7 protein-coding genes and 2 tRNA genes are annotated in these 11881 nt (G+C 50.7%); all 9 read left to right on the top strand.

The genetic code is table 11. From position 1 onward, the window contains the following. Positions 1-26 precede the first annotated feature (26 nt). The 9 genes from ACTQZS_RS04755 (at position 27) to ACTQZS_RS04715 (ending at position 11697) form a co-directional block, all read left to right on the top strand. Positions 27-98: transfer RNA gene (locus tag ACTQZS_RS04755), tRNA-Glu, on the top strand. A gap of 379 nt (positions 99-477) precedes the next feature. Further along, positions 478-549 (top strand) — tRNA-Glu (locus ACTQZS_RS04750). Positions 550-739: 190 nt separating this feature from the next. Beyond that, positions 740-1975 (top strand): N-acetylglucosamine-6-phosphate deacetylase, encoded by a 1236-nt coding sequence (gene nagA / locus ACTQZS_RS04745; RefSeq protein WP_441474812.1) that lies wholly within the window; start codon positions 740-742, stop codon positions 1973-1975. A gap of 179 nt (positions 1976-2154) precedes the next feature. Further along, positions 2155-2826, top strand: a complete 672-nt coding sequence (locus ACTQZS_RS04740) for an HAD family hydrolase (RefSeq protein WP_441474811.1) — start codon at positions 2155-2157, stop codon at positions 2824-2826. A 93-nt stretch (positions 2827-2919) separates the two neighbouring features. Continuing rightward, positions 2920-4848: a DNA gyrase/topoisomerase IV subunit B gene (locus ACTQZS_RS04735; protein ID WP_441474810.1), complete on the top strand. Its 1929-nt coding sequence runs from the start codon at positions 2920-2922 to the stop codon at positions 4846-4848. A gap of 20 nt (positions 4849-4868) precedes the next feature. Then, positions 4869-7106, top strand: a complete 2238-nt coding sequence (locus ACTQZS_RS04730) for a DNA gyrase/topoisomerase IV subunit A (protein WP_441474809.1) — start codon at positions 4869-4871, stop codon at positions 7104-7106. Between the two features lie 293 nt (positions 7107-7399). Further along, entirely contained in the window at positions 7400-7936 is a 537-nt protein-coding gene (locus tag ACTQZS_RS04725; RefSeq protein ID WP_441474808.1) for a MarR family winged helix-turn-helix transcriptional regulator, read from the top strand. A gap of 109 nt (positions 7937-8045) precedes the next feature. Beyond that, positions 8046-9782: an ABC transporter ATP-binding protein gene (locus ACTQZS_RS04720; protein WP_441474807.1), complete on the top strand. Its 1737-nt coding sequence runs from the start codon at positions 8046-8048 to the stop codon at positions 9780-9782. 1 nt (position 9783) lies between these two features. Next, on the top strand, positions 9784-11697 hold the full coding sequence (locus ACTQZS_RS04715) for an ABC transporter ATP-binding protein (RefSeq protein ID WP_441474806.1): 1914 nt from the start codon (positions 9784-9786) through the stop codon (positions 11695-11697). Positions 11698-11881 lie beyond the last annotated feature (184 nt).

Below are 11881 nucleotides of genomic sequence, written 5' to 3'. Positions count from 1 at the left end.
TCACGGTCTCTGCTATCATAGTCCTCGGTCGATTGGTCAAGCGGCTAAGACGTCGCCCTCTCACGGCGAAAACAAGGGTTCGATTCCCTTATCGACTGCTGGCAGAACATCTCGGTGTTCTGCTTTTTTTTTACGCGTACAGTGAGCCGCAGCCGAATGCGAAGTATTCGTGTGCGGCGAGCGTCGCGATAGCGAGATAAAACTCGCGCAGCGTGTTTTATCTCGTTCGTATTGGGGAACTGCAGCATTGGGAAGTTGTATTCGAACAGAAAGTTCCGCACGCGCGGAAGGAGAGGAACATTTTTTTCAGCCGGGCGGAAGAAGAGGCGGGCCGTTTGTCCGGGTGGAGGAGGAAATAATCCGGAGAAACTCTTTTATGTTCGTAAAAATTAAAGCGAACTTCTCTGTTACTAATAAAGATTTTCGAAATGGAAAAACAACTTGCATTTAACAGTTGCGTCTGGTATTATAATAAACGGTCGATTGGTCAAGCGGTTAAGACGTCGCCCTCTCACGGCGAAAACAAGGGTTCGATTCCCTTATCGACTGCGGCAGAACACCCTGGTGTTCTGCTTTTTCTTTGTATGGATATTTAACCACCGGGTCTCACGTTTGTAAATCAGCTGACTGCAGACGATCTGACAACGGAAAAGGTATTTCTTGATCATGCTGGCTCCTGCTCACCGAGAATCTAATGTATTCTGAGCAGGAGCTGTTTTTGCAGGAGACGAATGAAAACATGATTATCAGGAACATACAGGTATTCCTTCCGGACAAGAGCTTCCATAAAGGATGCATCGTCACGAAGGATGATAAAATAGAGCGGATATATACACAGAAAGAAGAGGAAGGATCAGGGAAAATGGATGATCCGAACCTCATGGAAGATGCGTTCTCCATTTGGAGGGGAAAGCCGGGCTTCCGGGAGAAACAGGATATTATTGACGGCCGGGGAGCTTATGCGATCCCCGGCCTGATTGATCTTCATTTGCATGGATGCAGAGGAGATGATTTCTGTGACAGTTCGATGGAAGCGATCAAAAGAATTGCGGAATATGAGGCGTCTGTCGGTGTGACGGTCATTGCTCCGGCTACGATGACACTTCCGGTTTCGAAGCTCGTCAGCATCCTGCGCACCTCCGCAGAATATCGAAGAGAAGTCTGTGACGAGGGCATAGCAAGACTTGTGGGCATAAATATGGAAGGACCTTTTATCAGCTCTGCAAAACGGGGTGCGCAGGACGCGAAATATATCATTCCATGTGACGCATCTGTCTGCGATCGATTTCTGGAGGCTTCCGGGGGACTGGTGAAATTTATCGGGATAGCGCCGGAAGCGTCGGGGGATTCCATTTCTTTCATCCGCCGGGTGAAGGACCGGGTTCATGTGGCGCTGGCGCATACAGACGCGGATTACGAGACAGCACTTGCGGCGTTCCGGGCGGGAGCGGATCATCTGGTGCATATGTATAATGCGATGCCGCCGTTCGGACACCGCGCTCCCGGCGTGATCGGGGCGGCCCTTGACAGCCCGAAGGTGATGTGTGAAATCATCTGTGACGGCATCCACGTCCATCCGTCCGCGATCCGGGCGGCCTTCCGGATGATGGGTGAGGAACGGATGATTTTAATCAGCGACAGCATGAGAGGAACCGGCATGCCGGACGGGAGGTATACGCTTGGCGGGCAGGAGGTTGATGTCAGAGGAAGAAGAGCAACGCTTGTAAGGGACGGATCCCTGGCAGGTTCTGTGACAAATCTTATGGATTGCCTGCGTACGGCCGTGCGGGAAGCGGGAATACCGATGGAAACGGCGGTTGCCTGCGCGACGAGAAATCCGGCAGAGGCTCTTGGAATTCTTGATCATTACGGTACTCTCGAGGAGGGAAAAATGGCGGATGTGGTTCTCCTGGACAGAAATCTGGGGCTGCAGGGAGTCATTGTGCGCGGAAGGATGCGTGTCGGTAAAAAATGAAGGCGGCATATATCCGGTGGGAAGACGGTTTATAGCCGATGGACAATGAAGGCGTCTGATAACCGGTGGAAGTTAAGAGAGGCCGGGTTGACAAAAATCCGGTTCCATGGCAAATTGTAAAGCGTTAGTGTTCAGAATTGGACATATGCGGATGGCAGAGGTGGTATGAGGAAGACGGCATGAGAATACAGGATTTTGAAGGCGCGATTTTTGATCTGGACGGTACTCTGCTGGATTCGATGGGCGTGTGGCATCAGATTGATGTTGATTTTCTGGCGAAGAGGGGCATCGAGGTACCCGATGATTATCAGAAGGCTATCACGCCTCTCGGTGCCCTTGAAGCAGCGAGGTACACAATACGGAGATTCCATCTGGAGAATGACACACCTGAGGGGCTTGTCCGCGAATGGCTGGATATGGCGCAGGAGGCGTACAGCAGCCATCTTCCCCTGAAGCCTTACGCGTTAAACTTCGTGAAATATCTGAAAGAAGCCGGATTGCAGATCGCTGTGGCTACTTCTTCGGATGATGCGCTGGTCCGGCCATGCCTGGAGAGAACCGGACTGATGAGGCTCCTCGATGATTACTGTACGGGCAACGATGTAAAAAGAGGCAAGGGATTTCCGGATATATATCTGAAAGCAGCGGCCGCGATTGGAACCGATCCCGGGAAGACCATGGTATTTGAGGATATTGCGGAAGGTCTTAAGGGCGCGAATGCCGGCGGCTTCTACACGGTCGGTGTATACGAGAAGGCGAATTACCGGATGCACCCGGAGATGATGGAGATCGCGGACGAGTTTATTTTCTCGTTCCGTGAACTGCTGCCGGATGACCGGATGGCAGACTGATTTCCGCAAAGCGCGCGGATGTATTTTGAAGATGACCGAATGGCAGACTGATTTCCGCAAAGCAAACGGATTTATTTTGAAATGGAGTATGACATGGCAAAAAAAGACAGTTACAATGCATCGAGTATTCATGTTCTCGAAGGACTGGATGCGGTCCGCATGCGTCCCGGAATGTATATCGGAAGTACGGGGCGTAAGGGCCTGAATCATCTGATCTATGAGATCGTGGACAACTCCGTGGATGAGCATCTGGCAGGCTTCTGCTCGAAAATCAGTGTGGTGCTTGAAGCGGATGGTTCGTGCACCGTAACTGATAACGGGCGAGGAATTCCGGTCGGGATGCATGAAAAAGGAATGCCGGCGGAACGGCTGGTGCTTACCACTCTGCACGCCGGCGGAAAGTTTGACAACGAGGTGTACAAGACCTCCGGCGGACTTCACGGCGTTGGCTCCTCTGTTGTAAACGCGCTTTCCGTATATATGGATGTGCAGATCAGCAGAGACGGCTATATCTGGCACGACCGGTTCGAAAAGGGAAAACCCGTGCTGGAGCTGGACAGCAGCGGCCTATTGCCGAAGCTTGGAAAAACGAAAGAGACGGGGACACGGATTAATTTTCTTCCGGACGGCGAGATTTTTGAGAAAACCAGATTTTCGGCGGAGGATTTGAAAAGCCGGCTGCATGAGACAACCTATCTGAACCCGGCTCTTGTCATCGAATTTGAAGATAAGAGGGATGGGAAGGATGAGAAGATCATCTTCTCCGAGCCGGAGGGAATCGTCGGATTCGTAAAGGAAATGAATAAGAACGAGGAGACGCTTCACGACCCGGTGTATTTCAAGGGAGAGGCGGACGGAATCCAGGTGGAGGTTGCTTTTCAGTACATCCGTGCCTTTCAGGAGAATGTTCTCGGATTCTGCAACAACATCTTCAACTCCGAGGGCGGTACTCATATCACGGGATTCAAGACGCAGTTCACGTTGACGATGAACAGCTATGCGAGAGAGCTGGGTGTTCTGAAGGACAAGGACGCAAACTTCACCGGAGCAGACATCCGCAACGGGATGACTGCTGTGGTTTCTATCAAGCATCCGGATCCGAGGTTCGAGGGACAGACAAAGACGAAGCTCGATAATCCGGATGCCGCGAAGGCGGTCAGTAAGGTTACCGGCGATGAGGTGGTGCGATATTTTGACCGCAATCTGCCGGTTCTGAAGACTATTCTGGAGTGCGCCGAGCGGTCGGCGAAGATCCGGCGTACCGAGGAAAAGGCCAAGACCAATATGCTGACGAAGCAGAAGTATTCCTTCGATGCCAACGGGAAGCTGGCGAACTGCGAGAGCAGGGATGCGTCAAAGTGTGAGATTTTCATCGTCGAGGGAGATTCGGCCGGAGGGTCCGCGAAGATGGCCAGAAACCGGAATTTTCAGGCAATTTTCCCGATCCGAGGAAAGATCCTGAATGTGGAAAAAGCAACCATGGACAAGGTTCTGGCGAATGCGGAGATCAAGGGAATGATCAATGCCTTCGGGTGCGGATTTTCCGAGGGGTACGGCAACGATTTTGACATTACAAAGCTTCGTTACGATAAGATTATCATCATGGCCGATGCGGATGTAGACGGAGCTCATATATCGACACTGCTGCTGACGCTGTTCTACCGTTTTATGCCGGAGCTGATCTATCAGGGACATGTCTATATCGCCATGCCTCCGCTGTACAAGACCATTCCCTCAAAGGGTGAGGGTGAGTACCTGTACGATGACAAGGCACTGGAAAAATACAGGAAAAATCATGCGGGAGAGAAGTTCACGCTGCAGCGGTACAAGGGCCTCGGAGAGATGGATCCCCAGCAGCTCTGGGATACTACACTGAATCCGGAAACAAGGCGGATGCGGCGGGTGGAGATCGAGGACGCGCGTATGGCTTCTGAGACAACGGAGATACTGATGGGTACAAATGTTCAGCCGAGAAAGAAGTTCATCTATGATCATGCTACGGATGCAGAGCTGGATGTCTAAGAGGGAGATAAGCATTTAAAATGGAAGAAATTATCAGAACCGAATATTCGGAGTTGATGCAGAAATCCTACATCGACTACGCGATGAGCGTCATCATCGCCAGAGCCTTGCCTGATGTCCGCGACGGTCTCAAGCCGGTGCAGAGGCGGGTGCTGTACGACATGATGGAGCTCGGCACCTACTATGACAGGGCTTACCGGAAATCCGCACGTATTGTCGGCGATACCATGGGTAAGTATCATCCGCACGGCGACAGTTCCATCTATGATGCACTCGTCGTGATGGCACAGGATTTCAAAAAGGGGCAGGTGCTGGTGGACGGCCACGGAAACTTCGGCTCCATTGAGGGAGACGGAGCAGCTGCCATGCGTTACACGGAGGCACGTCTTGCAAAGATTGCGCAGGAGGTCTATCTGAAGGATCTCGACAAGGATGTGGTAAGCTTTGTTCCGAACTTCGATGAGACCGAAAAAGAGCCGGAGGTGCTCCCGGTCCGCATTCCGAACATTCTGGTCAACGGCTCTGACGGAATTGCCGTCGGCATGGCGACCAGCATACCTCCGCATAATCTGGGAGAAGTGATCGATGCGGCCCGTGCCTATATCCGGAACAATAAGCTCACGAGCACACAGCTGATGAAATACATCAAGGGACCGGATTTTCCTACCGGCGGAATTGTCGTGAATCAGAAGGACCTGGCGTCCATATATGAGACTGGGTCCGGGAAGATCAGAATCCGCGGGAAGGTCGAGGTGGAGAAGGGAAAGAACGGGAAACAGCTCCTCGTCATCACGGAAATCCCCTACACCATGATCGGAGCGAACATCGGAAAATTTCTGATGGATGTGGCGGATCTGGTTGAGAGCCGGCAGGCACCGGAAATTACCGACATTTCAAATCAGTCCTCCAAGGACGGCATCCGGATCGTACTGGAACTTAGAAAAGGCGCGGACGCAGAACGGCTCAAGAACCTTCTCTACAAGAAAACCAGGCTGGAGGATACGTTCGGTGTCAATATGCTCGCGGTCGCAGGCGGGAAACCGGAGACGCTGGGATTGAAGCAGATCCTCGATCACTTCGTGGATTTCCAGTTTGATCTGTCGACCCGGAAGTACCGGAAGCTCCTGGCAAAGGAGATGGAGAAGAAGGAGATCCAGGAGGGGCTGATCAAGGCGGTTGACGTCATCGATCTGATCATTGAGATCCTGCGCGGCAGTAAAAATCAGAAGATGGCGAAGGATTGTCTGACCATGGGTGTGACAGAGGGAATTACCTTCCGGCATAAAAACAGTGAGAAACAGGCCAGTCAGCTCTGCTTCACCCAGCGGCAGGCTCAGGCTATTCTCGATATGCGCCTGGCAAAGCTGATCGGTCTGGAGCTTGAGGCATTGTATAAGGAAAATGAGGAGACACTGGAGAAAATCGCCCGTTATGACAAGATCCTGAACGATTACGATACGATGGCGGAGGTGATCCTCGATGATCTGGCCGCAATCAAAAAGGAATATGGCCGTCCGAGAAGAACCTTCATCACGAATGCGGAGACGGTGGTCGCGGAGGAACCGGAAGAGGAGGAGACCGAGCTGGTGTTCCTTATGGACCGTTTCGGCTACGCAAGGACGATTGACGTGTCAGTCTACGAGCGGAACAAGGAGTCGGCGGACACGGAGAGCCGGTATCTGTTTCACTGCATGAATACGGATAAGATCTGTATCTTCACCGACCTGGGTGTGATGCACACGATAAAGGTGAAGGATCTTCCTTTTACGAAATTCCGCGACAAGGGAACGCCCATCGATAATCTCTGCAACTATTCGACGGAAAACGAGCAGGTTATTTTCGCGGCACCCATGACCGAGGTCATCGGCAGGAAGCTGATTTTCGTGACTGCCGGAGGCATGGCGAAGGTGACCGACGGAAATGAATTCAACGTCACCAGGCGTTCAATCGCCGCGACGAAACTTGCAGACGACAAGGACCGGGCGGCGTTTGTCGCCTATGCGGATGCCGGGGACTATCTCGTCCTGCAAAGCAGAGACGGGTATTTTCTCAGGATTTCCATGGCAGAGATTCCGGAGAAGAAGAAGGGAGCGCTCGGGGTCCGCGCCATGAAGCTTACGGCAGGAGACGAGGTGGAGGAAGGCTATCTCGTGACCGGACATAAAGAGCTGGATATCGAATACCGGGGAAAGAAAATATCTCTGAATAAAATTCGTCTGATGAAACGCGACAGCAGGGGAACCAGAGTCAAGGTGTAAAAACGGAATAATCCGCAGAGGATACGTTTTGCAGGATTTCGCCAGACGGGATGGGTGCTGTTATCTGTCTGTGCCTGACCCGGTAAGGAGGAAGTTCTCTCAGACTCGCATGGGACTGCAAAATTTAGCAAATGAAATGCAAAATATATCTTTACAATCGATCCCTTGATCACTAAAATGTAGCGTGCTACACAATAAATGTAGCACGCTACATTTGTGCGCAGATATGCTGGCCTATCAATCATAGGATGGAAAGCATAACAAATATAAATCAGACATTACGGTATACAAAGATGGAAAAAAGAGAAGCAACAGTAACGGAAGAGAAACTGCCGAAAAGGAGAAGGGAGGAAGCTTGTGATTCAGGACGTCCGGCGGGTGAGGAGGAGCGGCAGGAATCTGTGATACCGCTTCTGTTAATGAAAATCAACCAGCAGCTGAGAGCAAGCGCGGATCGAAATCTTGAGGAATGGGGTCTGACGCTTTCGCAGGCGCGTGTTCTCCATGTGATTGGCGAACATGGGGGCAGCGTCGCGCAAAGAGAACTGGAGCGGATCCTTGAGGTTTCCCATCCTACAGTGGTGGGATTGGTCTCGAGAATGCAGAAGAATGGATTTGTGAATATATCGATTGATACAAAGGACCATAGGAATAAAATCGTATCTTTTGCAGAAAAAGCATACAGGCATAAGGTAAGTCTGCGATGGCAGCATCTGGATGTGGATGATCGTTTGCTTCGGGGTATGACGGAGGAAGAGATTCGGCAGGCCGAAATACTGCTTCGAAGGATGTACCGCAATGTCCAGGACTGGGAAGAGGGCCGTGCATAAGAGAAGGTACAGCAATAAGTAAAAATTACAGAGATCTCATTACCTGTATAAAGAGGGAAGGGAATCTCTGTTCGCAATAGATATTCATACAGAAAGAGAGGATTTACAGGTGCTAAAAACATTAATGAAAAGTCTGAGAGAGTATAAGACTCCCTCCCTGCTTTCACCGCTGTTTGTTACCTTCGAGGTTATTCTGGAATGTATCATCCCGCTGGTGATGGCTTCTTTGATTGACCACATGAAGGGCGCTTCCCTGACGCCTGTGTTTCAGGACGGTATTGTCCTGATTATTCTGGCAATGGCTTCCCTGTACTGCGGACGCAGAGCAGCCATCGAGGCGGCAAAAGGATCTGCCGGTTTTGCGAAAAATCTTCGGCAGGACATCTATTTTAACATTCAGTCGTTTTCCTTTGCGGATGTAGACAGGTTTTCCACAGCTTCGCTTGTAACCCGTATGACGACAGATGTTACAAACGTGCAGACGGCCTTTCAGATGGTAATCCGCGGCGCGGTGCGGACGCCTCTGATGATCATCTTTTCGATTGTGATGTCTCTTACGATCAATGTCCGGATGGCCCTGATTTTTATAGCGGTCATACCTTTCCTCGCTTTAGTTCTGTTTGGCATTGTTTTGTATATTCATCCGGTTTTTGTAAGAATCTTCAAGAAATATGATGCCATGAACAATTCCGTGCAGGAAAATGTGGGCGGAATCCGAGTGGTAAAATCGTTTGTCCGGGAGGATTACGAAAAAGAGAAGTTCCATAAGAGATCCGTGGATGTCTGCAGGGATTTCACTTTCGCTGAAAAGGTTCTTGCGTGGAACAATCCGACGATGGTCTTCAGCATCAGTCTCACAATGGTGCTGGTCAGCTTTATCGGAGCCCGGATAATCATTACCACAAAGGGATCGTCCCTGAGTACGGGCCAGTTATCTTCGCTGATCACATATGGAATCCAGATCCTGATTGCCATGATGATGCTTTCCATGGTTTTTGTCCTGATTATTATCTCGCAGGAGTCTGCCAACCGGATCGTTGAGGTCCTGAAATACCAGAGCACCTTGACCTCACCGGAGAACGGAAAGACTGAAATTGCGGACGGATCGGTTGCGTTTGAAAATGTATCCTTCAAATATTCCGAGAGGAGCAAGAGATTTGCGCTGTCTGACGTAAATCTGCAGATCCCCTCTGGTTCCTCTCTGGGAATCATCGGAGGCACGGGTTCTTCAAAGACCACATTAATTCAGCTGATTTCCAGACTGTATGATGTGACAGAAGGAGCGGTGAAGGTCGGCGGAACGGATGTGCGTCAGTACGATCTGGACACGCTGCGCAATCAGGTAGCGGTTGTGCTTCAGAAGAATGTCCTCTTCTCAGGTACCATCAAGGACAATATGCGCTGGGGCGATAAAAACGCGACGGATGAGGAAATTGTCCATGCCTGCAGGCTTGCGCAGGCCGATGAGTTTATTCAGCAGTTCCCGCAGAAGTATGATACCTATATTGAACAGGGCGGTACAAATGTATCGGGCGGACAGAAGCAGAGACTCTGCATTGCGCGGGCGCTTCTGAAGAAACCGAAGATTCTGATTCTGGATGATTCCACATCCGCGGTAGATACAAAGACCGATGCACTGATCCGGAAGGCTTTCCGGGAGGAAATCCCGGATACGACAAGAATCATCATCGCGCAGCGTATTTCTTCCGTTCAGGATTGTGACAACATTATTGTGCTGGACGGCGGAAGGATCGTGGAGCAGGGCAGTCACGATCAGCTGATCGCAGCCAATGGAATATATAAAGAAATTTTTGATTCGCAGACCATGAGAAAGGAGGAAAACTGATATGCCGAGAGGAAAAGCAAAGATTACACCGGTCAAAAAGGGAACAGCCGGACGTCTGTTTCGATATATTTTTTCCCATTACAAGGCCAGAATGATTCTGGTTATAATCTGTATCGTGATCGCGGGCGTTTCTTCTACCGGAGCTACGTTCTTTCTGCAGCGGCTGATTGATGATGTCATCACCCCGGGCATGAAGACCGGACTTACTGCGGTATGGCCAAAGCTTGTCCGTACGGTTATAGGGATGGCGGTCATCTACGGTGCCGGAGTTGTCGCATCCTTTCTCTATACGAGAAGCATGGCAACAGTGACGCAGGGAACGCTTATGAACTTCCGGAATGATATGTTTGATAAGATGCAGTCTCTGCCGATCAAATATTTTGACACGCATGCGCATGGAGATATCATGAGTACCTACACGAATGATACCGATGCTATCCGCCAGCTGATCGGACAGAGCCTTCCGATGGTTACACAATCGGTTCTTACCATTATTGCGATTGCCTTTATGATGCTGTACTACAGCTTCTGGCTGTCGCTTCTGGTAGCTCTTTCCATTGTTCTGATGCTTCGAGTGGCCCGGAAATATGCCGCCGCTTCTTCGAAATACATGATGCGGCAGCAGATTTCACTTGCAAAGGAAGAGGGATTTGTTGAGGAAATGATGGAAGGAACCAAGGTAATTAAGGTCTTCTGTCATGAAGGGGAGAGCAAAAAGGATTTCCTGAAAATTAACGAGCAGCTCTTTGAGGACAGCAATGAGGCAAATAAGGCGGGAAACGTGCTGATGCCGATTTTGTCCAATATGGGCAACCTTATGTATGTTCTGATCGCCTTTGTCGGCGCGATCATGGTATTTGAGGGAGCCACAAACGTCGGATTTTCCGATTTTGGACTGATGACGGCAGGTATCATCATTTCCTATCTCGGCATGGCCCGTCAGCTGTCACAGACAATCGGTCAGATTTCCATGCAGGTGCCGATGATCGCCATGGGTATCGCCGGCGCCGGCCGTGTGTTTGAACTGATTGATCAGGAACCCGAAAAGGATGACGGATATGTGACGCTTGTCAGATGCAAAAAAGGAGAGGACGGCTCCCTTGTTGAGACAAAGGAGAAGACCGATCTCTGGGCCTGGAAGCATTTCCACAAGGCGGATGGTACGACGACCTATACCATGCTGAAGGGTGATATTGAGTTGGAGCATGTGGATTTTGGATATACGCCGGAGAAGCAGGTGCTGTATGATGTATCGCTCTATGCGAAGCCGGGACAGAAAATTGCGTTTGTAGGAGCAACCGGTGCCGGTAAGACAACCATTACGAACCTGATCAACCGTTTCTATGATATTCCGGATGGCAAGATCCGGTATGACGGCATCAACATCAACAAAATCCGTAAACCGGATCTCCGACACTCTCTCGGAATCGTCCTGCAGGACGTAAATTTGTTCACCGGCACGGTTATGGAAAATATTCGATACGGAAGGCTGGACGCCACGGATGAAGAATGCATCGCGGCGGCAAAGCTGGCGAACGCGGATGATTTCATCACAAGACTTCCGGATGGATATGATACGATGCTCACTGCAAACGGGGCGCAGCTTTCACAGGGACAGAGACAGCTGATTTCTATTGCGAGAGCCGCCGTAGCCGACCCGCCGGCCATGATTCTGGACGAGGCGACCTCCTCCATTGATACCAGAACAGAAGCGCTTGTTCAGAAGGGAATGGATAATCTGATGAAGGGCAGGACGGTGTTTGTCATTGCACACAGACTTTCCACCGTACGGAACAGCGACGCGATTATGGTTCTGGATCACGGCCACATCATCGAGCGCGGAACGCACGAGCAGCTGCTCGAGCAGAGGGGAACGTACTACCAGCTCTATACCGGAGCGTTTGAACTGGAATAAGAGAGAATATACCGGTTGCCTTCGAAATCGCATACAGTCTCTTACACACGCTTCGCGGCAGGCGGCCTGTCTGCGTTTTCGAGATATATTGTGACACAGATTGTATAAGTCCCCGCGTCACTTCGCTGCTTCGCAGCTTTCGTGCCGCTAACAGGTATTCGCACTTCCGTGCCGCTTGCGCGTC

Source organism: Bilifractor sp. LCP19S3_H10, from assembly GCF_052119185.1.
Taxonomy (GTDB): domain Bacteria; phylum Bacillota; class Clostridia; order Lachnospirales; family Lachnospiraceae; genus Bilifractor.
Note: the sequence above shows the minus strand (reverse complement) of the source record. Positions and strands in the feature narration are given on the sequence as shown.